27 protein-coding genes are annotated in these 23778 nt (G+C 72.5%); 22 read left to right on the top strand and 5 right to left on the bottom strand.

The genetic code is table 11. From position 1 onward, the window contains the following. Positions 1-153: 153 nt before the first annotated feature. The 11 genes from hisD (at position 154) to ACFV9W_RS33500 (ending at position 10388) form a co-directional block, all read left to right on the top strand. Positions 154-1488: a histidinol dehydrogenase gene (gene hisD / locus ACFV9W_RS33550; protein WP_385768796.1), complete on the top strand. Its 1335-nt coding sequence runs from the start codon at positions 154-156 to the stop codon at positions 1486-1488. After that, positions 1485-2603, top strand: coding sequence for a histidinol-phosphate transaminase (locus tag ACFV9W_RS33545; protein WP_385768794.1), 1119 nt, complete (start codon positions 1485-1487; stop codon positions 2601-2603). The genes hisD and ACFV9W_RS33545 overlap by 4 nt, the downstream gene beginning before the upstream one ends. Then, complete coding sequence (hisB, locus tag ACFV9W_RS33540) at positions 2600-3199, top strand: imidazoleglycerol-phosphate dehydratase HisB (protein WP_385768792.1); 600 nt, start codon at positions 2600-2602, stop codon at positions 3197-3199. The genes ACFV9W_RS33545 and hisB overlap by 4 nt, the downstream gene beginning before the upstream one ends. Further along, positions 3196-3360 (top strand): hypothetical protein, encoded by a 165-nt coding sequence (locus ACFV9W_RS33535; protein ID WP_385768790.1) that lies wholly within the window; start codon positions 3196-3198, stop codon positions 3358-3360. Before hisB ends, ACFV9W_RS33535 begins: the two co-directional genes overlap by 4 nt. Beyond that, the gene (hisH, locus tag ACFV9W_RS33530; RefSeq protein ID WP_385768788.1) at positions 3360-4007 is read left to right on the top strand and encodes an imidazole glycerol phosphate synthase subunit HisH; all 648 of its coding nucleotides are present in this window, start codon (positions 3360-3362) and stop codon (positions 4005-4007) included. Before ACFV9W_RS33535 ends, hisH begins: the two co-directional genes overlap by 1 nt. Continuing rightward, the gene (gene priA, locus ACFV9W_RS33525; RefSeq protein WP_385768786.1) at positions 4004-4753 is read left to right on the top strand and encodes a bifunctional 1-(5-phosphoribosyl)-5-((5-phosphoribosylamino)methylideneamino)imidazole-4-carboxamide isomerase/phosphoribosylanthranilate isomerase PriA; all 750 of its coding nucleotides are present in this window, start codon (positions 4004-4006) and stop codon (positions 4751-4753) included. Before hisH ends, priA begins: the two co-directional genes overlap by 4 nt. Beyond that, entirely contained in the window at positions 4750-5157 is a 408-nt protein-coding gene (locus ACFV9W_RS33520) for a Rid family hydrolase (RefSeq protein WP_385768784.1), read from the top strand. The genes priA and ACFV9W_RS33520 overlap by 4 nt, the downstream gene beginning before the upstream one ends. After that, on the top strand, positions 5154-5909 hold the full coding sequence (gene hisF / locus ACFV9W_RS33515) for an imidazole glycerol phosphate synthase subunit HisF (protein ID WP_385768782.1): 756 nt from the start codon (positions 5154-5156) through the stop codon (positions 5907-5909). Before ACFV9W_RS33520 ends, hisF begins: the two co-directional genes overlap by 4 nt. Positions 5910-6162: 253 nt before the next feature. Beyond that, positions 6163-6966 carry an alpha/beta hydrolase family protein gene (locus tag ACFV9W_RS33510; protein ID WP_385768848.1) on the top strand — a complete coding sequence of 268 codons (804 nt, stop codon included), beginning with the start codon at positions 6163-6165 and terminating at the stop codon, positions 6964-6966. A gap of 110 nt (positions 6967-7076) precedes the next feature. Then, positions 7077-9029 (top strand): LuxR C-terminal-related transcriptional regulator, encoded by a 1953-nt coding sequence (locus ACFV9W_RS33505; RefSeq protein ID WP_385768780.1) that lies wholly within the window; start codon positions 7077-7079, stop codon positions 9027-9029. Between the two features lie 102 nt (positions 9030-9131). Beyond that, positions 9132-10388 (top strand): PucR family transcriptional regulator, encoded by a 1257-nt coding sequence (locus tag ACFV9W_RS33500; RefSeq protein WP_385768778.1) that lies wholly within the window; start codon positions 9132-9134, stop codon positions 10386-10388. Here ACFV9W_RS33500 and ACFV9W_RS33495 read toward each other — a convergent pair. Next, positions 10360-10995, bottom strand: coding sequence for a TIGR03085 family metal-binding protein (locus ACFV9W_RS33495; RefSeq protein ID WP_385768776.1), 636 nt, complete (start codon positions 10993-10995; stop codon positions 10360-10362). The genes ACFV9W_RS33500 and ACFV9W_RS33495 overlap by 29 nt on opposite strands. A gap of 71 nt (positions 10996-11066) precedes the next feature. Between ACFV9W_RS33495 and hisI the strand changes: the two genes are divergently transcribed. After that, positions 11067-11444 (top strand): phosphoribosyl-AMP cyclohydrolase, encoded by a 378-nt coding sequence (hisI, locus tag ACFV9W_RS33490; protein ID WP_385768774.1) that lies wholly within the window; start codon positions 11067-11069, stop codon positions 11442-11444. Here hisI and ACFV9W_RS33485 read toward each other — a convergent pair. Beyond that, a complete protein-coding gene (locus tag ACFV9W_RS33485) occupies positions 11425-11925 on the bottom strand; it encodes a hypothetical protein (protein WP_385768772.1) in 501 nt (166 codons plus the stop codon). The two genes, hisI and ACFV9W_RS33485, sit on opposite strands and share 20 nt — an antisense overlap. Before the next feature lie 78 nt (positions 11926-12003). Here ACFV9W_RS33485 and ACFV9W_RS33480 point away from each other — a divergent pair, with 78 nt between their 5' ends. From ACFV9W_RS33480 to lgt, 10 genes are all read left to right on the top strand, one after another. Beyond that, positions 12004-13488, top strand: a complete 1485-nt coding sequence (locus tag ACFV9W_RS33480) for an anthranilate synthase component I (protein WP_385768770.1) — start codon at positions 12004-12006, stop codon at positions 13486-13488. A 71-nt stretch (positions 13489-13559) separates the two neighbouring features. After that, on the top strand, positions 13560-14213 hold the full coding sequence (locus ACFV9W_RS33475; protein ID WP_385768768.1) for a TIGR02234 family membrane protein: 654 nt from the start codon (positions 13560-13562) through the stop codon (positions 14211-14213). A gap of 103 nt (positions 14214-14316) precedes the next feature. Beyond that, positions 14317-14568: an HGxxPAAW family protein gene (locus tag ACFV9W_RS33470; protein ID WP_385768766.1), complete on the top strand. Its 252-nt coding sequence runs from the start codon at positions 14317-14319 to the stop codon at positions 14566-14568. A gap of 98 nt (positions 14569-14666) precedes the next feature. Continuing rightward, entirely contained in the window at positions 14667-15140 is a 474-nt protein-coding gene (locus tag ACFV9W_RS33465) for a DUF2752 domain-containing protein (RefSeq protein ID WP_385768765.1), read from the top strand. Between the two features lie 125 nt (positions 15141-15265). After that, a complete protein-coding gene (gene trpC, locus ACFV9W_RS33460) occupies positions 15266-16072 on the top strand; it encodes an indole-3-glycerol phosphate synthase TrpC (RefSeq protein ID WP_385768763.1) in 807 nt (268 codons plus the stop codon). A gap of 10 nt (positions 16073-16082) precedes the next feature. Further along, positions 16083-16280 (top strand): tryptophan biosynthesis modulator TrpM, encoded by a 198-nt coding sequence (gene trpM, locus ACFV9W_RS33455; protein WP_385768761.1) that lies wholly within the window; start codon positions 16083-16085, stop codon positions 16278-16280. A 56-nt stretch (positions 16281-16336) separates the two neighbouring features. Further along, the gene (gene trpB / locus ACFV9W_RS33450) at positions 16337-17623 is read left to right on the top strand and encodes a tryptophan synthase subunit beta (RefSeq protein ID WP_385768759.1); all 1287 of its coding nucleotides are present in this window, start codon (positions 16337-16339) and stop codon (positions 17621-17623) included. Beyond that, positions 17620-18435 carry a tryptophan synthase subunit alpha gene (gene trpA / locus ACFV9W_RS33445; protein WP_385768757.1) on the top strand — a complete coding sequence of 272 codons (816 nt, stop codon included), beginning with the start codon at positions 17620-17622 and terminating at the stop codon, positions 18433-18435. Before trpB ends, trpA begins: the two co-directional genes overlap by 4 nt. 105 nt (positions 18436-18540) lie before the next feature. Beyond that, positions 18541-19317 (top strand): thioredoxin domain-containing protein, encoded by a 777-nt coding sequence (locus tag ACFV9W_RS33440; RefSeq protein ID WP_385768755.1) that lies wholly within the window; start codon positions 18541-18543, stop codon positions 19315-19317. Between the two features lie 73 nt (positions 19318-19390). After that, on the top strand, positions 19391-20341 hold the full coding sequence (gene lgt, locus ACFV9W_RS33435; protein WP_385768754.1) for a prolipoprotein diacylglyceryl transferase: 951 nt from the start codon (positions 19391-19393) through the stop codon (positions 20339-20341). A gap of 55 nt (positions 20342-20396) precedes the next feature. Here the strand turns inward: lgt and ACFV9W_RS33430 are convergent, their stop codons facing one another. The 3 genes from ACFV9W_RS33430 to ACFV9W_RS33420 form a co-directional block, all read right to left on the bottom strand. Then, the gene (locus ACFV9W_RS33430) at positions 20397-21218 is read right to left on the bottom strand and encodes an HpcH/HpaI aldolase/citrate lyase family protein (RefSeq protein ID WP_385768752.1); all 822 of its coding nucleotides are present in this window, start codon (positions 21216-21218) and stop codon (positions 20397-20399) included. Then, positions 21215-22432, bottom strand: a complete 1218-nt coding sequence (locus ACFV9W_RS33425) for a CaiB/BaiF CoA transferase family protein (RefSeq protein ID WP_385768750.1) — start codon at positions 22430-22432, stop codon at positions 21215-21217. The genes ACFV9W_RS33430 and ACFV9W_RS33425 overlap by 4 nt, the downstream gene beginning before the upstream one ends. Continuing rightward, the coding region (locus tag ACFV9W_RS33420) for an ADP-ribosylglycohydrolase family protein (protein ID WP_385768748.1) at positions 22429-23778 on the bottom strand (1350 nt) is incomplete at its 5' end. The genes ACFV9W_RS33425 and ACFV9W_RS33420, both read right to left, overlap by 4 nt.

Genomic DNA, 23778 nt, shown 5'->3' with positions numbered 1-23778 from the left:
GACTGTTCTGCCTCCCCCGTGCGACCCCTGGTTCGTACAACCGTTCATGCCCGCTGTGTGACCGTCTGAACGCCGGTGGTCAGCTCGCCTGCCGCGATATCAGCCACTGATACGGGGCGCCGAGCGTAAACCCGCATCTGAGAGAATTGTTCTGTGATCTCTCGAATCGATCTGCGCGGCGCCGCCCTCCCCGAGGGCCAGGCCCTGCGCTCGCTGCTGCCCCGAGCCGACTTCGACGTCTCGGCCGCCCTGGAGAAGGTGCGTCCGATCTGCGAGGACGTGCATCATCGTGGCGACGCGGCGCTGATCGAGTACGGGGAGAAATTCGACGGAGTGACGCTGGAATCCGTCCGGGTTCCGGCCGAGGCCATCGCCAAGGCGCTCGCCGATCTCGACCCCGCCGTGCGCGCCGCCCTGGAGGAGTCGATCCGCCGGGCCCGCATCGTCCACCGCGAGCAGCGCCGCGGCAGCCACACGACGCAGGTCGTACCCGGCGGCTCCGTCACCGAGAAGTGGGTGCCGGTCGAGCGCGTCGGCCTGTACGCGCCGGGCGGCCGGTCCGTCTACCCGTCGTCCGTGATCATGAACGCCGTGCCGGCGCAGGAGGCGGGCGTCGAGTCCGTCGCGCTCGCGTCCCCGCCGCAGAAGGAGTTCGGCGGCCTGCCGCACCCGACGATCCTGGCCGCGTGCGCGCTGCTCGGCGTCGACGAGGTGTACGCGGTCGGCGGCGCCCAGGCCGTCGCCATGTACGCGTACGGCACCGAGTCCTGCGCCCCGGCGAACATGGTGACCGGCCCCGGCAACATCTGGGTGGCCGCCGCCAAGCGCTACTTCACGGGCCGTATCGGCATCGACGCCGAGGCGGGCCCGACCGAGATCGCGGTCCTCGCCGACGCCACCGCCGACCCGGTGCACGTCGCGTCCGACCTGATCAGCCAGGCCGAGCACGACCCGCTGGCCGCGGCCGTCCTCGTCACGGACTCTCCCGAACTCGCCGAGGCCGTCGAGAAGGAACTCGAACCCCAGGTCGCCGCCACCAAGCACATCGAGGACCGGATCGTGCCCGCCCTCAAGGGGCAGCAGTCCGCGGTCGTCCTCGTCGACTCGCTCGACGACGGCCTCAAGGTCGTCGACGCGTACGGGGCCGAGCACCTGGAGATCCAGACCGCCGACGCCTCCGCGGTGGCCCAGCGGGTGCGGAACGCGGGCGCGATCTTCGTCGGCCCGTGGGCGCCGGTCTCCCTCGGCGACTACGCCGCGGGGTCCAACCACGTGCTGCCGACGGGCGGCTGCGCCTGCCACTCGTCCGGTCTGTCCGTCCAGTCCTTCCTGCGCGGCATCCACATCGTCGACTACACGAAGGACGCCCTCGCCGAGGTCGCGGCCACCGTGGTGACGCTGGCCGACGCAGAGGACCTGCCCGCGCACGGCGCGGCGATCAAGGCCCGTTTCGGGTGGAAGGTTCCGAAGGAGTCCGAGAGCAAGTGACCAGGATCGACGACCTTCCCGTACGCGAGGAACTGCGCGGCAAGTCCCCTTACGGCGCACCGCAGTTGGACGTCGCCGTCCGGCTGAACACGAACGAGAACCCGTACCCGCTGCCCGAGCCGCTGGTCCAGCGGATCGCCGAGCGCGTCGCCGACGCCGCCCGCGAGCTCAACCGCTACCCCGACCGGGACGCGATCGAGCTGCGCACCGAGCTGGCCACGTACCTCACCCGCACGACCGGCCACGCGGTCACGTACGAGCAGGTGTGGGCGGCCAACGGGTCGAACGAGGTGCTCCAGCAGCTCCTCCAGGCCTTCGGCGGCCCCGGCCGTCTGGCGCTCGGCTTCGAGCCCTCGTACTCGATGCACCCGCTGCTCGCCCGCGGCACCAACACCGGCTGGGTGAGCGCCCCGCGCCGCGAGGACTTCTCGCTCGACGTGCCGGCCGCCGTCGAGGCGATCCGGACGCACCGGCCGCACGTCGTCTTCATCACCAGCCCCAACAACCCCACCGGCAACGCGGTCGCGGCCGAGGACGTCCTCGCGCTGTACGAGGCCGCGGGGCGGGACGCGATGGTGATCGTCGACGAGGCGTACACCGAGTTCAGCCACGGCTCGTCGCTGCTCTCGCTGATCGAGGGCCGCCCGAACCTCGTCATCTCGCGGACGATGTCCAAGGCCTTCGGCGCGGCCGGGCTGCGGCTCGGCTACCTCGCCGCCGACCCGGCCGTGGTCGACGCCGTCCAACTGGTGCGGCTTCCCTACCACTTGTCGGCCGTGAACCAGGCGACGGCGCTCGCCGCCCTGGAGTACACCGACACGCTGCTCCAGTACGTGGAGCAGCTGAAGGCCGAACGCGACCGTGTGGTCGGGGAGTTGGAGGGGTTCGGCTTCGAGGTCACCGTCGCCGACGCCAACTTCATCCAGTTCGGCGTCTTCGAAGACCCGCATGCCGTCTGGCAGTTCATCCTCGACCGCGGCGTCCTGATCCGCGACAACGGAGTCCCCGGACGCCTGCGCGTCACCGTAGGAACCCCCGAAGAGAACGACGCGTTCCTGGACGCGGCCCGGGAAGTCAAGAAGGCCCAAATGAACAATCAAGAGGGTGGCGCATGAGCCGCACAGGACGTGTTGAACGTACGACCAAGGAGACCTCGGTCCTCGTCGAGATCGACCTCGACGGCACCGGAAAGGTCGATGTCGCGACCGGGGTCGGCTTCTACGACCACATGCTCGACCAGCTCGGCAAGCACGGCCTGTTCGACCTCACGGTGAAGACCGAGGGCGACCTGCACATCGACTCGCACCACACCATCGAGGACACCGCCCTTGCCCTCGGCGCCGCCTTCAAGCAGGCGCTCGGCGACAAGGTCGGCATCTACCGCTTCGGCAACTGCACTGTGCCGCTGGACGAGTCGCTCGCCCAGGTGACCGTCGACCTGTCGGGACGCCCGTACCTCGTGCACACCGAGCCCGAGAAGATGGCGCCGATGATCGGCGAGTACGACACGACGATGACCCGGCACATCCTGGAGTCCTTCGTCGCGCAGGCCCAGATCGCGCTGCACGTCCACGTCCCGTACGGGCGCAACGCGCACCACATCGTGGAGTGCCAGTTCAAGGCCCTCGCCCGGGCCCTGCGCTACGCGAGCGAGATCGACCCGCGCGCGGCCGCCGCCGGCATCCTCCCGTCCACGAAGGGCGCGCTGTGAGTGGCCTGTCGGCAGTTCTGATCTTCGTCGGCCTCTTCCTCGCCGGCGGCGCCTGGTCCTTCTACAAGCAGCAACTGCCCAAGAGCGTCGTGGTGCTGATGGGAATCGGTTCCGCGATGTGCCTCGTCGCCGGAATCCTGCGGTTGGAGTGGCTCTACTGATGTCGGCCGACAAGACCAAGAGCGTCGTCGTCTTCGACTACGGCTTCGGCAACGTGCGCTCCGCCGAGCGCGCCCTCGCCCGCGCGGGCGCCGACGTCGAGATCACCCGCGACTTCGACCGGGCCATGAACGCGGACGGGCTGCTCGTGCCCGGCGTCGGCGCGTTCGCCGCCTGCATGAACGGTCTGAAGGAGGCGCGCGGCGACTGGATCGTCGGCCGCCGGCTGTCCGGCGGTCGCCCCGTGATGGGCATCTGCGTCGGCATGCAGATCCTGTTCGCGCGCGGCATCGAGCACGGCGTGGAGGCCGAGGGCCTCGACGAGTGGCCCGGCGTCGTCGAGCCGCTGAAGGCCGACGTCGTCCCGCACATGGGCTGGAACACCGTGGACGCCCCGCAGGACTCCCAGCTGTTCGCGGGCGTGAACACCGACGAGCGCTACTACTTCGTGCACTCCTACGCCGTGCAGAACTGGGAGCTCGAAGTCCGCAACCCGACCATGCGTGCGCCCAAGGTCACCTGGTCCACGCACGGCGGCCCGTTCGTCGCCGCCGTCGAGAACGGCGCGCTGTGGGCGACGCAGTTCCACCCCGAGAAGTCCGGCGACGCCGGAGCGCAGCTGCTGAAGAACTGGATCTCCGTACTGTGACTGTTTCCCCGAGCTCCTCGACCAACAAGCTCGAACTGCTCCCCGCCGTCGACGTCCGCGACGGACAGGCCGTCCGCCTCGTGCACGGCGAGTCCGGCAGCGAGACCTCCTACGGCTCCCCGCTGGAGGCCGCCCTCGCCTGGCAGCGCTCCGGCGCCGAGTGGCTGCACCTGGTCGACCTGGACGCCGCGTTCGGCACCGGCGACAACCGCGACCTGATCTCCGAGGTCGCGAAGGCCATGGACATCAAGGTGGAGCTGTCCGGCGGCATCCGCGACGACGACTCGCTCGCCGCCGCGCTCGCCACCGGCGCCACCCGCGTCAACATCGGCACCGCCGCCCTGGAGGACCCCGAGTGGGTCGCCAAGATCATCGCCGAGCACGGCGACAAGATCGCGGTCGGCCTGGACGTCCGCGGCACGACGCTGCGCGGCCGCGGCTGGACCCGCGACGGCGGCGACCTCTACGAGACGCTCGAGCGCCTCAACTCCGAGGGCTGCTCCCGCTACGTCGTCACGGACATCGCCAAGGACGGCACGCTGCAGGGCCCGAACCTGGAGCTGCTGCGCAACGTCTGCTCGGCCACCGACCGCCCGGTCGTCGCCTCCGGCGGCGTCTCCTCCCTCGACGACCTGCGCGCCATCGCCGAGCTCGTACCGCTCGGCGTCGAGGGCTCCATCGTCGGCAAGGCGCTGTACGCCAAGGCGTTCACGCTGGAGGAGGCCCTGGCGGCCGTCTCCCGATGACCTCCTCCGACGACGGCGTGCGGCGCGTGCGATCCGGGACTCCCTGGGAGGAGTCCTTCGGGTCCGCGCGCGCCGTCGCGGCCGGCGACCGGGTCGTCGTGGGCGGGACGGCCTCGTTCCGCCAGGACGTCCTGTACGGGGAGGGCGACCCGTACGAGCAGGCGACCGTCGCCTTCGCGGGCGCCCTGGAGGCGATCGCGGAGTTCGGGCTCGGCCCCGAGTCCGTGATCCGCACCCGGATGTATCTGACCCACGCGCGGGACGCCGACGAGGTCGGCCGCGCCCACAACGACGTATTCGCCACGGTGCGCCCCGCGACGACCCTCGTGGTCGTCTCGGGCTTCGTCGACCCGCGCATCCTGGTCGAAGTAGAACTCGAAGCCTTCCGAGGAGCCACCCAGTGACGCTCGCCGTCCGAGTCATCCCCTGCCTCGACGTGGACAACGGCCGCGTCGTCAAGGGCGTCAACTTCCAGAACCTGCGCGACGCGGGCGACCCCGTCGAGATGGCGAAGGTCTACGACGCCGAGGGCGCCGACGAGCTGACCTTCCTGGACATCACCGCGTCCTCCGGCAACCGCGAGACCACGTACGACGTGGTGCGCCGCACCGCCGAGCAGGTCTTCATCCCGCTCACCGTCGGCGGCGGCGTGCGCACCGCCGACGACGTGGACAAGCTGCTGCGCGCCGGCGCGGACAAGGTCGGCGTCAACACGGCCGCCATCGCCCGCCCGGACCTCATCCGGGAGATCGCCGAGCGCTTCGGCCGCCAGGTGCTGGTCCTGTCCGTGGACGCGCGCCGTACTCCTGAGGGCTCCTTCGAGGTGACGACGCACGGCGGCCGCAAGTCCGCCGGCATCGACGCCGTCGAATGGGCGCACCAGGCCGCCGAGCTGGGCGCGGGCGAGATCCTGCTCAACTCGATGGACGCCGACGGCACCAAGGACGGCTACGACATCGAGATGATCGAGGCCGTCCGCAAGCACGTGTCCGTGCCGGTGATCGCGTCGGGCGGCGCGGGCAGGCTGGAGCACTTCGCGCCGGCCGTCGCCGCGGGCGCCGACGCCGTGCTCGCCGCCTCCGTCTTCCACTTCGGTGATCTGCGGATCGGCGAGGTCAAGGGCACGCTGCGCGACGCGGGGCACCCCGTCCGCTGACTTTCCCGCGAGACCGGTGATTTCGCCGATGCGGGCGAGGCGGAACCGGCGCCACCGTGGTCGCTGTCAGTGACCACGGCGGCGCCCTCGGGACGGGCTCCGCCCTCCCGAGAGGAACGTCATCGTGCAGCAGCACAGAAGTGCGGCGCCCCCCGTGCACGCAGGGCGAGCCGCGAGCAGGTTCCGAACCCGCCTGATCCGTACGGGACTTGCCACCCTCCTGGCCCTCGGCGGCCTCGCCACCCAGCAGGCCATGACCGCCGAGGCGGCCGAGAACCCCTACGAGCGCGGCCCTGCCCCCACCGTCTCCAGCATCGAGGCCTCGCGCGGCTCCTACGCCGTCTCGCAGACCAACGTCTCCTCGCTGAGCGTGAGCGGCTTCGGCGGCGGCACCATCTACTACCCGACGTCGACATCGGACGGCACGTTCGGCGCCGTCGCGATCTCGCCGGGCTACACGGCGTACCAGTCGTCCATCTCCTGGCTCGGCCCGCGCCTCGCCTCGCAGGGCTTCGTCGTCTTCACCATCGACACCAACACCACGCTCGACCAGCCGGACAGCCGGGGCCGCCAACTCCTGTCCGCGCTGGACTACTTGACGCAAGCGAGCTCGGTGCGCGGCCGCATCGACACGAGCCGGCTCGGCGTCATGGGCCACTCCATGGGCGGCGGCGGCACCCTGGAAGCCGCGAAGAGCCGGCCCTCGCTCCAGGCAGCCATCCCCCTGACCGGCTGGAACCTCGACAAGACCTGGCCCGAGATCAAGACCCCGACGCTCGTCGTGGGCGCCGACGGCGACACCGTCGCGTCGGTCGCCTCGCACTCCGAGCCCTTCTACCAGAGCCTTCCGAGTTCGCTGGACAAGGCGTATCTGGAGCTGCGCGGCGCCTCGCACTTCACGCCGAACACGTCCAACACCACGATCGCGAAGTACAGCATCTCCTGGCTCAAGCGCTTCATCGACAACGACACCCGGTACGAGCAGTTCCTCTGCCCGCTGCCGAGTGCGAGCCTGACGATCGCGGAGTACCGGGGCAACTGCCCGCACACCTCGTGACGTTGTGAGACTTCGGCGTCCTGTGCGCCGGAACAGCGTACGGAAGCGCCGGTTGGGTTCCTGCCCAACCGGCGCTGCGTATGCGGCGGTTCGCCACTACCGTGCGCCAAGTGAGCGGAAGAACCGTCCTGTTGCTTGCCGCCGCCGCGTACGAGGCCGACCCCGAGGGGGCGGGCGTCGACGCGGGGCTCGTGCTGCGGGCCGCCGCGGCGGCCGGGCTCGGCGCGGACGCGCTCGACGCCGCCGAGCGGGCGGGCCTGAGCCGCGGCCCCGACGGCCGGCTGCGGCTGCCGGGGCGGCGCAGGCTGTACGAGGCCGTGGCCCCGGATCAGCGCAGGGCCGCGCACCGGCTGCTCGCCGCCGCGGCGACGGGGGAGCGGCAGCGCTCGGCGGGCCTCCTCCACCGCTCGCTCAGTGCCGCCTACCCGGACCCGGCCCTCGGCGCGGAACTGGCCGCGGCACAGGACGCGCCCCACGGAGAACGCTGCACGGCCCTCGCCCATGCGGCAGGCCTCGCCGACGACCCGGCGGTCCGTGCCGAGCGCCTGGTCGCGGCGGCGGACCACGCGCGCCTGGCGGGCCGCCCGCACCGGGCGCGCGAGCTCCTCGGCCAGGTCGGCGACGTGGCCGGCTCCGACCTCGTACGCGGCCGTGCCGCGCTGGTCCGCGGCCTGCTGGCGCTGCGGGACGGGCCGGTGGCGGACGCCCGTGAGTCGCTCCTGCTGGCGGCCCGCCTGTGCGCCGAACCGGCCGCCCTGGAAGCGCGCCTCGGCGCGGCGGAGGCGGCCTGGGCGCTGGGGGACACGCAGGGGTACCGGGCGGCGGTCGAGCACGGCGGGCGGGGGCGTCCGGCGGACTCCGCGCTCACCGCTTTCGACTACAGGGTCGGCATGGCCGCGTCCCTCGGGGCGCGCGCCGGGGTGGGGCGGGTCGCGCTGCGGCGGGTCGTGGCGCGGTCCGCCGGGGAGCGGGAGCCGTCGGTGCTGCTGCGGGCCGGGGCCGCAGCGCTCGTGGCCGGAGACGTGGAGGCGGCCTGCCGCCTCGGCAGCCGGGCCCTCGCCGCCGCGCGGGACCGGGACGCGGACGCCGAACTCCCGCGCGCCCTGGAACTGCTCGCCTACGGTGAGCTGCGCTCCGGTCGGCACGTCCGCGCCCGCGCCCACGCCGAGGAAGGGGTCCGGGCCGCGCTCGCGGCGGGGCAGCGCAATGTGCTCGCGCACCAGCACGCCGTCCTCGCCCTCGTCGCCTCGCTCGACCGCGACGTCGACACCGTCGCCCGGCACGCCGCCGCCGCGCAGCACGTCGCCGACCGGCACGGGCTCGTACAGGCCGCGACGCTCGCCCAATGGGCCCTGGCCCGCGCCGACCTGGCACGCGGCGACGTGGCGCGGGCCGCCGCCCGGCTCGGTCCGCTCGTCGGCCCGGGACCCCGCCGGGGGCACTTCGGCATCCGGATGCTGGCCGTGCCCTGCCTGGTGGAGGCGGCGGTGCTCGCGGGCGAACCGGGCGGGGCCGAGGCCGCGGTCGCCGCGTTCACGGTCTGGGTGGAGCGCGGCCACGACCCGCTCGCCCCCGCCCAACTCGCGCGCTGCCGAGCCCTGTTGGCGACCGGCGACCCGGCTACGGCCGAGTCCCGCTTCGAGGAGTCCCTGGCCCGGCACGAGCGGGCGGGCGGCGACTTCGAGCGGGCCCGCACCCTCGCCCTCTACGGCAAGTGGCTGCGCCGCACCCGGCGCCCGGCGCGGGCCCGCACGGTGCTGCGGGACGCCCTGGTGGCCTTCGAACGGTGCGGCGCGACGGTCTGGGCGGCGCAGGCGGGCGCCGAACTGCGCGCCACGGGCGAGTCGGCGGCAGGTGAACCGCCGGGCAGGCTGGCCGAGCTGACGCCCCAGCAGTTGCGCATCGCCCGCCGCGTCGCGAAGGGCGACACCAACCGCGAGGTCGCCCGCCGCCTCTCGGTGAGCCCCCGCACGGTGGACCACCACCTGCGCAACGTCTTCGACCGGCTCGGCATCCGCTCCCGCGTCGAACTGGCCCGCCTGGTGGACCGCACCGAGCCCTGAGCCGTCATCACACGGTGACCTGCTCGTTTCCTCCGAGGGCTGGAGACCGACCAGACGGTATGTCATTCTGCGGACTCGTGAGCCGAGCCGTGGAGGACCGCCATGCCCGCGCATCTCGTACATCCCCGACCGCACGCACGGGCCGGCGCCGCTTCGGACGCGGTCGCCGTACTGAGGCGTGCCGCGCGGCCGCTCCTCGGTCAACTCCCCGCGCTCACCGACCGGTTGACGGACGAGCTGTACGAGCAGGAGCCGGCCTACCGCGCCGCCATCGAGGCCGACCCCGGCGACGTACGCGCGGAGATCCAGCGCTCACTCCGGCACAGCGTCGCCTCACTGCTCGACCCGCCGCGCAACCGGGACGCCGCCCGCGCCTGCTCCGCCCGGATCGGCGCCGACCGCGCGGCCCGCGGCTTCCCGCTCGACGCCGTGTCGCACGCCTTCCGGCTCGGCGGCGCCCTGGTCTGGCAGGCCCTCGTCGACGAGGTCACCCTGCGACACCCCGAGGACGCACACCTGCTGGTGCACCTCGCCGTCGACGTGTGGAACTTCGTCGACGAGCACTGCACGCACGTCGCCGAGTCCTACCGGCGCGCCGAGCGCGAGCTCACCTGGCGGCGCGAGAACCGGCGCCGCCTCATGGCCGCCGCCCTCCTCGACGGCGCGCTCCGCATCGCCGACCTGCCGGACGCCGCCACCGCGCTCGACCTGCCGGAGAGCGGCCGGTACGCGGTGCTGGTCGCCGTCGGCGGCGGCCGGGGCGCCGCGCGGCCCGCCCTGCCGCACGGCGCGCGAGTCGTGTGGCACACCGCCGCCGATGCCGAGCGCGCCATCGTCGGCATCGAGGGGCTGGATGTGGATCAACTCGCCGCGGCCGTAAGGGAGTTCTGCGCGCGCAAGCCCGGACTGCGGGTCGGCGTCAGCCCCGCCGTCGAAGGGCTCGCCGCGGTGGGCGGCGCCCGGCGGTTCGCCGAGACCGCGCTGCGCATCTGCCCGCAGGACGGCGGCACCGTCCTCCTGGACGAGCAGCTGCCCGCCGCGCTCGTCGCCGCCGCGCCCGCGCTCGGCCGGCTCCTCACCGACCGCGTGCTCGGCCCGCTGCTCGCCCTGCCGCCGGCCGACCGGACCCTGCTGCTCGACACCCTGACGGCCTGGCTGGACTGCGACGGCTCCGCGCAGCGCGCCGCCGCCCGCCTCTACTGCCACCGCAACACGGTCCTGAACCGGCTGCGCCGCTGCGAGCAACTCACGGGGCGCAGCCTCGCCCGCCCCACCGACCTCGTCGAGCTGGGGCTGGCCCTCAGCGCGTACCGGACGGCGCCTCAGGCGGTCAGAGCCCCAGCGCCTTCGTCTCCGTGAGCCGCTCGACCGCCGACTTCTCGCCGTCCATCTCCACGTCCGCCGCCTCCTGCCGGCCGAACGCGAACATCACCAGCTCCGAGGGCGCGCCCGTGACCGTGACCACGGGGGTACCGCGGTGCGCCACCGCCGTCTGGCCGTCCGGGCGGCGCAGCACCAGGCCGACGGGCGCCTTGCGGCCCATCACCCGCGCCATCCGCTCCAGGCGCGACCACAGGACGTCGGCGAAGACCGGGTCGAGCTCGCGCGGCGTCCAGTCGGGCTGCGCGCGGCGGACGTCCTCGGTGTGGACATAGAACTCGATCGCGTTCGACGCCTCGTCGATCTGCTTGAGGGAGAACGGCGAGAACCGCGGCGGCCCCGTCCGGATCAGCTGGATCAGCTCCTCGTACGGCTTCTCCGCGAACTCGGCCTGCACCCGCTCGAGGCGCGACGCGAGCTGTTTGACGAGGAGGCCGCCCGCGGCGTCCGGGCGGCGCTCGCGCACCACCACGTGCGCCGCGAGGTCCCGGGTGTTCCAGCCCTCACACAGCGTGGGGGCGTCCGGGCCCGACGCCTCCAACAGATCGGCGAGCAGAAGTCGTTCACGCTTGGCATGGGTCGACATGCCGCCAGCCTACGACCGGCCGCGCCGCACCGGACAGTGGACGTGCGACTCGGCGCGGCACAATGGTCCGTATGACCAGTGCGCCAGTACCCAGCAGCAGCCTCGACCCGGCCGTCGCCGCCCGCCTCAAGCGGAGCGCCGACGGCTTGGTGCCCGCCATCGCCCAGCAGTACGACACCGGCGAGGTGCTCATGCTCGGCTGGATGGACGACGAGGCGCTGCACCGCACCCTGACCACGGGCCGCTGCACGTACTGGTCGCGCAGCCGCCAGGAGTACTGGGTCAAGGGCGACACCTCGGGCCACTTCCAGCACGTGAAGTCGGTCGCCCTCGACTGCGACGCCGACACCGTGCTCGTGAAGGTCGACCAGGTGGGCGCCGCCTGCCACACCGGCGCCCGGACCTGCTTCGACCGCGACGAGCTGCCGGTCAGCGACAGCGCAGCGTGATCTCCTGACGGTCCTGGAAGACGATCCGGGCCGGGTCCCCGGCCACCGGCGCCCCGTCGACCTCCGCCCGGCACTCGGGGCGCACGCCCCACTCCGTGAGGAACTGCCCGAGCGTGAAGTCCTTCCACTGGGCCGACTCCACGTGCACGGTGCCGCTGGTGTCGTGCGTGTGCAGCGGGCTGAAGCGGGGCTTCCCGCCCGAGCGGTCGATGCCGATGTCCGCGGGGACGGTCACCTGGCGGCCGCCCGCGTACACGGTGAGGTGGGGGTGGATGTGCATGGTCAGCTTCTCGGAGTCGAGCATCTTCAGGCCCGCGGCCTCGACCCGCGCCTCGACGTCGCGCGGGGCGGGCGCGGCCCAGTCGTCGGAGGCGGGGGCGGGCGCGGCGCCGGTCAGCACGGTCACGGCGACGGCGGCGAGGGCGACCCCGGACAGGGCGCTCGTCGTACGGGGGGTGCGGTGGCTCTTGGTCTTCGTCACCGCTCCCTTCTAGCGGGGCGCCGTCCACCCCTCGACCAGGCGCGCGGGGCGTCCCCCTTACGGAAGTAGGCTCCTGCCATGGACCTCGAGACCTTCCGCAAGCTCGCGACCGACCGCCGAGTGATCCCCGTCAGCCGCAAGCTCCTCGCGGACGGCGACACGCCCGTCGGCCTGTACCGCAAGCTCGCCGCCGAGCGACCCGGCACGTTCCTCCTGGAGTCCGCGGAGAACGGCCGCTCCTGGTCCCGCTATTCGTTCGTCGGCGTCCGCTCGGCCGGCACCCTGACCGAGCGCGACGGGCAGGCCCACTGGCTCGGCACGCCGCCCGTCGGCGTCCCGGTCGACGGCGACCCGCTCGCCGCCCTGCGCGCCACCGTGCAGACCCTGCACACCCCGCGCTACGAGGGCCTGCCCCCGTTCACCGGCGGCATGGTCGGCTATCTCGGCTACGACATCGTGCGCCGCCTGGAGAAGGTCGGCCCGGGGGAGCGCGACGACCTCAAGCTGCCCGAGCTGACGATGCTGCTCACCAGCGACCTGGCCGTGCTCGACCACTGGGACGGCTCGGTGCTGCTGATCGCCAACGCGATCAACCACAACGACCTGGAGACCGGCGTCGACGAGGCGTACGCCGACGCCGTCGCCCGTCTCGACGCCATGGAGTCCGACCTCGCGAAGCCGGTCGAGACGGCCCCGACCGCGCTTCCGCCGTCCGAGCCGCCGTTTGAAAATGGCACAGTCACGGCGCTGTGGGGCGGCAAGCAGTACCAGGATGCCGTCGAGGACATCAAGGAGCGGATCCGGGCGGGCGAGGCCTTCCAGGTCGTCCCCTCGCAGCGCTTCGAAACCCCTTGCACCGCAAGCGCGTTGGACGTCTACCGGGTGCTGCGGGCCACGAACCCGTCCCCGTACATGTACCTGTTCCGCTTCGACGGGTTCGACGTCGTCGGCTCCTCGCCCGAGGCACTCGTCAAGGTCGAGGACGGGCGCGCCATGGTGCACCCCATCGCCGGGACCCGGCCGCGCGGCGCGACGCCGCAGGAGGACCACGACCTCGCCGAGGAGCTGCTCGGCGACCCCAAGGAGCGGGCCGAGCACCTGATGCTCGTCGACCTCGGGCGCAACGACCTGGGGCGGGTCTGCGAGCCCGGCTCCGTCGAGGTCGTCGACTTCATGAACATCGAGAAGTACTCGCACGTCATGCACATCGTGTCGACGGTGACCGGGCAGGTCGCCGAGGGCCACACCGCCTTCGACGTGCTGACCTCCTGCTTCCCCGCGGGCACCCTCTCCGGCGCCCCGAAGCCGCGCGCCCTGCAGATCATCGACGAGCTGGAGCCCTCGCGCCGCGGCGTCTACGGCGGCTGCGTCGGCTACCTCGACTTCGCCGGGGACTCGGACACCGCCATCGCGATCCGCACCGCGCTGCTCCGCGAGGGCACCGCGTACGTGCAGGCGGGCGCGGGCGTCGTCGCCGACTCCGACCCGGTCGCCGAGGACACCGAGTGCCGCAACAAGGCGGCGGCCGTACTGCGCGCCGTGCACACCGCGAACCGGATGTGAGGCAAAGCGCCCTGTGACGTGACGCACGACTCCGGGCCCCGGCTCACGCAAACCCGCGCACAGGGGCGATAGTGGAGTACGTGACTGCTGTACCGCACCCCCGTACCGATGCCGCCGAGTCGGCCGAGCCGGCCGCTTCCTCGCCGAACGGCCGGCGCAGCCTCGCCGTCGCCCTGCTCTGCGGGGCCGCGGGAGCCGCGATCGCCCTGCTCGCCTCCCGGCAGGAGTGGTGCTCCGGTATCGCCGCGGTCGCCGGCGGCAAGCTGCCGCTGACCGCCAAGGGCAGCGACGTCACGGGCGTCCCCGCGGCCCTCGCCATAGTGGGGCTCGCCGCGCTCGTCGCCGTGTTCGCGGTCCGCAAGGTCGGCCGCGTCCTGGTCGCCCTCCTGCTCACGCTCAGCGGGGCGGGCGCGGTCGCCGCCGCCGTGCTCGGCGCGGGCGACAGCGCCGCGCTCGACGAGAAGGCGGCGCAGGCCGCCGGAGACGCCTCCGCCACCATCCACGCGCTCAGCAGCACCGCATGGCCCTGGGTCTCCGCGGCAGGCGGCGCGCTCATCCTGATCGCCGGCATCCTCGCCGTGGTCTACGGCGCCGCCTGGCCTTCGATGGGCGGCCGCTACGAGCGCTCGGGCGCCCCGCGGCCCCGCCGCAAGGCCGTGGACCCGGACCGCCCCGAGGAGCTGTGGAAGGCCCTCGACCGCGGCGAGGACCCGACCGGCGCATAGCCTCCGGACCCCGCGTCCCGGGCTCGTACGCGAGTACGGGACAATAGACAGGAACGTCGTACGTCATGCGTACGCATAGGCCATAAGCAACGAGGAGCAAGCCATGGCGGACAGCAGCCACGGACACACCCCGGCCGCCTGGACCGGTGTCATCATCGCCTTCATCGGTTTCTGTGTCGCGGGCGCCTTCATGGTGATGGGCAACGTCGCCGGTTTCTGGGCCGGCATGGCCCTCCTGGCGATCGCCGCGGTCGTCGGCGGCCTGATGAGCGCCATGGGCATGGGCAAGCCCAAGCGTGCCGAGCTGCAGCTCAAGTCCACCGGCGCGGCCCGGCCCGCGGGCTCGGAGGCCTGAGTCCTCGTACAGTAGGACCCGCGAGAGGGGCGAAGCGGCCGACCGACCGGCTGCACCGCCCCTTTCGTGTTTCCCGGGGAGCGGTCCGGGCCCCGCGGATGCAGAATTCACGGGTGACCGTGGAGACGACCGACACCGACGCCGACCCCGGCGTGGACACCGCCCCCGCCCGCTCCGGCGCCCTGCGCCGCCTCGCGGTCCCGCTCGGCGTGCTGGGCGGGGTCGCCCTCGCCTTCACCTATGTGGGCGCCGTCGACCCGAACGAACCGGGCCACTACCCGGCCTGCCCCTTCCTCCAGCTCACCGGCGCCTTCTGCCCCGGCTGCGGCGGCCTGCGCAGCGCCCACGCGGTCGCGCACGGGGACCTCACGGGCGCGCTCGGCGCCAACGCCCTCGCCGTCGTCGGCTACGCCCTGTTCGCCGTGGTGTGGACCGTGTGGGCGGTGCGGGCGGCCCGCGGCAGGCCGGTCAGCCTCGCGCTCGGCCGCGTACAGCTGTGGGTGCTCGGCGGGGTCGTGCTCGCCTTCACCGTTGTCCGGAACCTGCCGTTCGGTGGCTTCCTAAGCCCTTGATCAACTGCATCTGTCCAGGTAGTGGGACCGACGTCAACCGGATGCGGGACCTTCGCCCTTCGACGGATACCATTCACAAGGACCAGATGAACACCCAGGGGATGCCCGGAAAGGAGTCCGCTCGCGTGAGTGTGCTCGACGAGATCATCGACGGAGTCCGTGCCGACCTTGCGGAGCGGCAGGCGCGCGTCAGCCTCGACGAGCTCAAGGAGCGCGCGGAGCAGGCTCGCCCGGCCAAGGACGGGGTCGCCGCGCTCAAGGGCGACGGCGTCAAGGTGATCTGCGAGGTCAAGCGGTCCAGCCCCTCCAAGGGCGCGCTCGCCGCGATCGCCGACCCGGCCGCCCTCGCCGCCGACTACGAGGCGGGCGGCGCGTCCGTCATCTCCGTCCTCACCGAGCAGCGCCGCTTCGGCGGCTCGCTCGCCGACCTGGAGGCCGTCCGCGCCAAGGTCGACATCCCGGTCCTGCGCAAGGACTTCATCGTCACGTCGTACCAGCTGTGGGAGGCCCGCGCGTACGGCGCCGACCTCGCGCTGCTGATCGTCGCGGCCCTGGAGCAGCCCGCCCTGGAGTCCCTCATCGAGCGCGCCGTGTCCATCGGCCTCACGCCGCTCGTCGAGGCGCACGACGAGGACGAGGTGGAGCGCGCGGTCGACGCCGGGGCCAAGGTCATCGGCATCAACACCCGCAACCTCAAGGACCTTTCGGTCGACCGCGGCGTCTTCGAGCGCGTCGCCCCGGACATCCCGGACCACATCGTCAAGGTCGCCGAGTCCGGCGTGCGCGGCCCGCACGACCTGATCGCGTACGCCAACGCGGGCGCGGACGCCGTCCTCGTCGGCGAGTCCCTGGTCACCGGCCGCGACCCGAAGTCCGCGGTCGCCGACCTCGTCGCGGCGGGCGCCCACCCGGCCCTGCGTCACGGACGGTAAACTCACCGCCATGCCCATCGCCGCCCGCCTCGCCCCCGGCTGCCGCCCCCGCGGCTGCCGCGCGCCGGCGAGGCGTGTCCGCGGCCGCCGGGTCCGCTACCACATCGGCGCGGAACCGGGCCAGATCAACGGAATGCGATGGCAGAGCGCCCCTGACAAGGGGCGCGAGGAACTGCGCACAAACCACGGGCAACCGTCACCCGCGTAACTCCCCACGCCCCACGGCCTTTAGTGATCACACACCTAAACCCGTGAGGTACACCCATGCCCAGCGACTACTTCATCCCTGACCCGGAGGGTCACATCCCCAGCGCCGAGGGCTACTTCGGCGCGTTCGGCGGCAAGTTCATCCCGGAGGCGCTCGTCGCCGCCGTGGACGAGGTCGCCGTCGAGTACGACAAGGCCAAGAACGACCCGGCCTTCGCCGCGGAGCTCGACGACCTGCTCGTCCACTACACGGGCCGCCCGTCGGCCCTCACCGAGGTGCCCCGGTTCGCCGAGCACGCCGGTGGCGCCCGCGTCTTCCTCAAGCGTGAGGACCTGAACCACACCGGCTCGCACAAGATCAACAACGTGCTCGGCCAGGCCCTGCTCACGAAGCGGATGGGCAAGACCCGCGTCATCGCGGAGACCGGCGCGGGCCAGCACGGCGTCGCGACGGCCACCGCCTGCGCGCTGCTCGGCCTCGAGTGCAAGATCTACATGGGCGAGATCGACACCGAGCGCCAGGCCCTGAACGTGGCCCGGATGCGGATGCTCGGCGCCGAGGTCGAGGCCGTGAAGTCCGGCTCCCGCACCCTCAAGGACGCCATCAACGAGGCGTTCCGCGACTGGGTCGCCAACGTCGACAACACCCACTACCTGTTCGGCACGGTCGCGGGCCCGCACCCGTTCCCGGCCATGGTCCGCGACTTCCACCGGGTCATCGGCGTCGAGGCGCGCCGCCAGATCCTGGAGCGCGTCGGACGGCTCCCGGACGCCGCGATCGCCTGCGTCGGCGGCGGCTCCAACGCCATCGGCCTGTTCCACGCGTTCATCCCGGACGCCGACGTCCGCCTGATCGGCTGCGAGCCGGCCGGGCACGGCATCGAGACCGGCGAGCACGCGGCGACGCTCAGCGCGGGCGAGCCCGGCATCCTGCACGGCTCCCGCTCCTACGTCCTCCAGGACGAGGAGGGCCAGATCACCGAGCCGTACTCGATCTCGGCGGGCCTCGACTACCCGGGCATCGGCCCGGAGCACGCCTACCTCAAGGACTCGGGCCGCGGCGAGTACCGCGCGGTCACGGACGACGCCGCGATGCAGGCCCTGCGCCTGCTGTCGCAGACCGAGGGCATCATCCCGGCCATCGAGTCGGCACACGCCCTCGCGGGCGCGCTCGACGTCGGCAAGGAGCTGGGCAAGGACGGGCTGATCATCATCAACCTGTCCGGGCGCGGCGACAAGGACATGGACACCGCCGCGCGCTACTTCGGCCTGTACGGCACCGACGGCGCCGTGGCCGCGAACGCCGACGCCGAGGTGGCCGAGATCGAGGGAGACGCCAAGTGAGCGGGAACATTCAGCTGCTGAACGACACCCTCGCCGGTGCCAAGGCCGAGGGCCGCTCCGCCCTCATCGCCTATCTGCCTGCGGGCTTCCCGACCGTCGACGGCGGCATCGAGGCGGTCAAGGCCGCCTTCGACGGCGGCGCCGACGTGGTCGAGGTGGGCCTGCCGCACTCCGACCCGGTGCTCGACGGCCCGGTCATCCAGACCGCGGACGACATCGCGCTGCGCGGCGGCCTGAAGATCAAGGACGTCATGCGGACGGTCCGCGAGGCCCACGAGGCCACCGGCAAGCCGGTCCTCGTCATGACGTACTGGAACCCCATCGACCGCTACGGCATCGAGCGGTTCACCGCCGAGCTCGCCGAGGCGGGCGGCGCGGGCTGCATCCTGCCCGACCTGCCGGTGCAGGAGTCCGCCGTGTGGCGGGAGCACGCCGACAAGCACGGTCTCGCGACCGTCTTCGTCGTCGCGCCCAGCAGCAAGGACGCGCGCCTCGCCACCATCACGGCGGCCGGTTCCGGCTTTGTGTACGCGGCGTCCCTGATGGGCGTCACCGGCACCCGCGAGTCCGTCGGCAACCAGGCCAAGGAACTCGTCGAGCGCACCAAGGCCACCACCGACCTGCCGGTCTGCGTGGGCCTCGGCGTCTCCAACGCGACGCAGGCCAGGGAGGTCGCGGGCTTCGCGGACGGGGTCATCGTCGGCTCGGCGTTCGTGAAGCGGATGCTGGACGCCCCGGACGAGAAGGCCGGCCTCGAAGCGGTGCGCGCCCTCGCCGGTGAACTCGCCGCGGGCGTACGGGACAAGGGCTAGAAGCGGCTGGAACCCACCCGTAGTAACAGGGAGTTACGTCACCCATACGGATGGAAACCGGACCGGGGAGGCACGCTCGTGCCTTCCCGGTTCGTTGGCGCATGTGTGAGCGAGAAGAACCGAGAGGGAAAGCGCGCGGCCCGCGAACGCCTTGCCGCCGAGCGCCAGAAGCAGAAGACCGCTGAGAAGCGGCGCAGGACGTTGATCGTGGGCGCGGCCGTGGTGTGTGTGCTCGGCCTGGCCGCGGTGATCGGGGTGGTCGCCGCGAATTCGGGTGACGACAGTTCGGGGGACGCGGCCTCTGGGCCCGTGGTCGCACCGAAGGGCGCCGCCGGGAAGGACGAACTGGCGATCCCCGTCGGCAAGGCGGGCGCGAAGTCGACACTCGAGATCTGGGAGGACTTCCGCTGCCCCGCCTGCAAGACCTTCGAGGACACCTACCGCTCGACGATCCACGAACTGGCCGACGCGGGTGAGCTCAAGGTCAACTACCACCTCGTCACGCTGATCGACGCGAACATGCAGGGCAGTGGCTCGCTCCGCGCGGCCAACGCCGCGGGCTGCGCGCAGGACGCCGGGAAGTTCCGCGACTACCACGACGTGCTGTTCGAGAACCAGCCCGCGGAGACCGACGACGCCTTCGCGAAGAACGACAAGCTGATCGAGCTGGCAGGAGAGGTCGGCGGCCTCGACACGGGCACGTTCAAGTCCTGTGTGAACAAGGGCACGCACGACAGCTGGGTGAACAAGTCGTACAAGGCGTTCCAGGACGCGAAGTACAACGGCACGCCGACGGTCCGGCTCAACGGCAAGGACATCCTCGGCGACCAGAGCATGACCCCGGCCAAGTTCAAGAAGATGGTCGAGGACGCGAACAAGTAGTCGGAGCTGTTACGCAGCCGTTGCCGGGCTGCCCGCCGTGCCCGCGGCCCGGCACGGTAGCGTCGGACCTGCCATGGAACTTGCCTTCATCCCCAGCCCGTCCAGCGGCGTCGTCTATCTCGGCCCGATCCCGCTGCGCGGCTACGCGTTCTGCATCATCATCGGCGTCTTCGTGGCCGTCTGGCTCGGCAACCGGCGCTGGGTCGCCCGCGGCGGGCGGCCCGGCACGGTCGCCGACATCGCCGTCTGGGCGGTGCCCTTCGGCCTGGTCGGCGGTCGCCTCTACCACGTGATCACGGACTACCAGCTGTACTTCAGCGAGGGCCGTGACTGGGTGGACGCCTTCAAGGTCTGGGAGGGCGGCCTCGGTATCTGGGGCGCCATCGCGCTCGGCGCGGTCGGCGCCTGGATCGGGGCCCGCCGCCGCGGCGTCCCGCTGCCGGCCTACGCCGACGCCATCGCCCCCGGCATCGCCCTCGCCCAGGCCATCGGCCGCTGGGGCAACTGGTTCAACCAGGAGCTGTACGGCCGGGCCACCGACGTGCCGTGGGCCCTCAAGATCACCTCGGACACGGACGGGCGGGTGCCGGGCACGTACCACCCGACGTTCCTGTACGAGTCGCTGTGGTGCATCGGTGTCGCGCTGCTCGTCATCTGGGCGGACAAGAAGTGGCGGCTCGGCCACGGGCGGGCGTTCGCGCTGTACGTCGCGGCGTACTGCGTGGGCCGGTTCTGGATCGAGTACATGCGCGTGGACGACGCGCACCACGTCCTCGGCCTGCGGCTCAACTGCTGGACGGCATTGATCGTCTTCCTGCTCGCCGTGATCTACATGGTGGTGTCGGCGAAGAAGCGGCCGGGACGCGAAGAGGTCGTCGAGCCGGGGGCCTCCGACGGTCCGGCGGCCGAGGGCGGCGGCGACGCCAAGGACGACGTCGACCTCTCGAAGGACGAGAGCAAGGACGAGAGCAAGGGCGAGACCAAGGACGTGGCCAAGGACGGGGCCGAGGCCAAGAAGACCTGACGGTCTTCCGCTGTACGTCACAGAGGGCGCCGAACCGATTGGTTCGGCGCCCTCTTCATTGCGCCAGCTTCAGCGTTCTGCGCGCGGCCGCCACCACCGCCGTGTCGACGAAGCGGCCGTCCGGTAGGGCCAGGGCGCCCGCCTCCGTGGCCGCCGCGCACACGATCTCCCGGGCCGCCGCCACCTCCGCCTCCGTGGGGCGGAAGGCCTCCTCGATCACCGGGAGCTGGCGGGGATGGATCGCCGTACGGCCGAGGAAGCCGAGCGCACGCCCCTCGGCGCAGGAGCGGGCCAGGCCCGCCGTGTCCCGGACGTCCGGGTAGACGGACTGCGGCGGTGGCGGCAGCTGGGCCGCGCGCGCCGCCACGACCGCCCGGCCGCGCACCCACGCGAGGCCCGCACCGTCCGTGACACCGAGGTCGGCGCGCAGGTCCGCCTCGCCGAGCGCGATGCCGTGCACACCGTGGTGCGCGGCGATGTCGTAGGCGTGCTCGACGCCCGCCGCCGACTCCAACAGGGCGTACAGCGGCGGCACTTCCACCGCCCACTCCTGTACGCGGGTCAGGTCGGCGGGGCCGGTGACCTTCGGCAGGCGCAGCGCGTCGAGGCCGGGGAGCGGGGTGAGGCGGCGCACCTCCCGTTCGGCGAGCGGACCGTCCAGTGCGTTGACGCGGACGTGCACCGGTGTCTTGTGCTTGTCGGCGAGGAGTTCGACGGTGGCGTCGAGCGCGTACGCCTTGCGGTCGGGGGCGACCGCGTCTTCCAGGTCGACCAGTACCACATGGGCGCCGGAGCCGAGCGCCTTGGCGACGACGTCGGGGCGGTCCCCGGGCACGTACAGCCAGGTCAGGTACGTCTTGTCCAGCGATGCGCTCATACCGCACCAGCCTCCCGCAGGGATGCGACGGCCGCCTCCGACAGGCCGAGACCGCTGAGGATCTCGTCGGTGTCCGAGCCGTGCGGGCGGCCCGTCCAGCGGATGGCGCCGGGGGTCTCGGAGAGGCGGAAGAGGACGTTCTGCATCTTGACCGTGCCGAGGTCCGGGTCGGGGAGCTCGGTGATGGAGTCCAGCGCCCGGTACTGCTCGTCGGCCAGCACGTCGCGGACGTCGTAGATCGGGGCGATCGCGGCCTCCGCCTTCTCGAAGGCCGCGACCACCTCGTCGCGGGTGTGCCGCGCGATCCAGCCGCCGACCGCCGCGTCCAGCTCGTCGGCGTGCCGCGCGCGGCCGGAGCCCGTCGCGAACCACTCCTCGTCGATGAACTCGGGCCGTCCGACCAGGTGCATCACGCGCTCCGCGATCGACTGCGCGGACGTCGACACCGCGACCCACTTGTCGTCGCTGGTGCGGTAGGTGTTGCGCGGGGCGTTGTTCGTCGAGCGGTTGCCGGTGCGCGGCTGCACGTAGCCGAGCTGGTCGTACCAGGTGGCCTGCGGGCCGAGGATCGACAGCATCGGCTCGATGATCGCCATGTCGACGACCTGGCCGTGGCCCGTCGTGCCCCGTGCGTGGAGCGCCGTCATGATCGCGTACGAGGTGGCGAGCGCGGCGATGGAGTCGGCGAGGCCGAACGGGGGGAGTGTGGGCGGTCCTTCGGGCTGCCCGGTGATCGCGGCGAAGCCGGACATGGCCTCCGCGAGCGTGCCGAATCCGGGGCGGCGGGCGTAGGGGCCGAACTGGCCGAAGCCGGTGACGCGGGCGAGGACCAGGCGCGGGTTGGCGGCGCTGAGTTCGTCCCAGCCGAGGTGCCACTTCTCCAGGGTGCCGGGGCGGAAGTTCTCGACGACGACGTCCGCGTCCGCCACCAGTTTGAGGAGGATCTCGCGGCCGCCGGGGGAGGACAGGTCGAGGGTGAGGTTCTTCTTGTTGCGGCCGAGCGTCTTCCACCACAGGCCGACGCCGTCCTTCGACGGGCCGTGGCCGCGGGACGGGTCGGGCCTGCGCGGGTGTTCCACCTTGATGACCTCGGCGCCGAAGTCGCCGAGCATCGTGGCGCAGATCGGCCCGGCGAAGAGGGTGGCGAGATCGAGTACGCGCAGGCCGGCGAGGGGGCCTTGGGGCGCTGCGGGGGGAGGAGCTGTGGGCGTCATGTGCGGGCCTCCAGAGTGAGCCGGGCCAGTTCGTCGAAGCCGATGCCGTCGAAGCCGGCGACCGAGGTGGCGAGCCGGTTCTTCAGCGGGGCGGTCCAGCGCTCGCCGAGGGCGTCGGGGTGCCCGGCGAGCAGACCGGCGACCGAACCGGCGGTCGCTCCGTTGGAATCGGTGTCCCAGCCCCCGGACACCGCGCGGCAGATGGAGCCCTCGAAGTCGCCGTCCGCGTGGGTGAGGGCGGCGGCGAGGAGGGCGGCGTTGGGCAGGACGTGGACCCAGTGGTGGTCGGCGTAGGCGGCGTGCAGCTCGTCGACGACGGTGTCGAAGTCCTCGTGGGCTTGGGCGAGTTCGATGCCGAGGCGGACGGCGTGGGCGTAGCGGGAGAACGGGGGAACGACGGCCAGGCCGGATTCGAGTGCCGTGTGTACGTCGGCGGTGCCCGAGGCGGCGGTGGCGATGGCGGCGGCCGTGAACATGGCGCCGTAGACGCCGTTCGCGGTGTGGGTGAGAACTGCGTCCCGGTGGGCGAGACGGGCCGCGTGCCGGGGGTCGCCGGGGGTGATCCAGCCGAAGACGTCGGCGCGGATCTGGGCGCCGATCCACTCGCGGAACGGGTTTCTGTACGTCGCCGTGTGCGGGGGTTCGAGGCCGGTGAGGAGGTTGCGGTAGGCGATGCGTTCGGCGGTGAAGGTGCGGCCCGCGGGGAGTTCGTCGAGCCAGAGCTTGGCGACGTCGTCCGTGGTGAAGTCCGGGCCGTGACGCTGGATCAGGAGGAGAGCCAGGAGCGGGTAGTTGAGGTCGTCGTCCTCCGGCATGCCGTCGATGTTCTCGGCGAGGGAGGTGGGGGCGCTGCGGCGGTTCCAGGGGTGACGCCGGGCGATCTCCGGGTCCAGGCCGGCCTCGGTGAACCAGTCGTTCAGCGGCCAGTTCCCGGTGGAACGGGCGATGGCGCGGATCCCTTCGAGGGGGAGCTTCTCGACCGGTTTCCCGAGCAGGCACCCGACGGCGCGCCCGAGCCATGCGGCGTGCAGCCGGTCGACCGGGGAGGCCTCTTCCCCCACCCCGCCCCTTCCCGAAACCGGGGGCTCCGACCCCGGACCCCGCCTGTCTCCCGCCCCCGGGGCTCCGCCCCGGACCCCGCTCCTCAATCGCCGGAGGGGCTGGATCATCAGCGCCTCCGCCTTCGGATCCTCGCTGCCTCTCGTCCCGGAGTGGGACTGGGCTGCCGACCCCTCCGGCCGGGGGGGGGGGGGGGGGCGCCGCCCACCCCCACCCCCCGCCGGGTGGCCGAGGGGACCCCGGGGCGGGGGGGCGTCTCGGCGACATGGGGGGGGGGGCGGGCGCGG

It is taken from the genome of Streptomyces sp. NPDC059897, assembly GCF_042730865.1.
Classification (GTDB): Bacteria; Actinomycetota; Actinomycetes; order Streptomycetales; family Streptomycetaceae; genus Streptomyces.
The sequence above is the reverse complement of the archived record's forward strand: the minus strand, read 5'-3'. Positions and strand labels throughout refer to the sequence as shown.